The sequence below is a fragment of the Streptomyces sp. WM6372 genome, from assembly GCF_001279655.1.
Classification (GTDB): domain Bacteria; phylum Actinomycetota; class Actinomycetes; order Streptomycetales; family Streptomycetaceae; genus Streptomyces.
The window spans coordinates 1-203 of the sequence record NZ_LGDB01000173.1 but is presented as its reverse complement, the minus strand read 5'-3'; the positions used below and the strand labels follow the sequence as shown (position 1 = coordinate 203).

The 203-nt window shown below is 70.4% G+C and carries 1 pseudogene; it reads right to left on the bottom strand.

Going from position 1 to position 203, the window contains the following annotated elements:
- Positions 1 to 203: pseudogene (locus ADK52_RS13985) on the bottom strand (short-chain dehydrogenase); the annotation flags it as partial.

Here is a 203-nt window from a genome sequence, read left to right as displayed (position 1 = left end):
GTCAGGGCGAAGTGCCCGAGGTGGTTCGTGCCGAACATGAGCTCGTGACCGTCTCCGGTCTCCTTGCGCGGCGGGTCGTCGAGCGCGACGCCGGCGTTGTGGACGACCGCGTCGAGCCGTTCCACCTCCAGTGAATCCACCGTGGTTCCGAGCGACGAGAGGTCGGCGAGGTCCAGTCGTACGGCCCGCACCCGCGCGCCGGG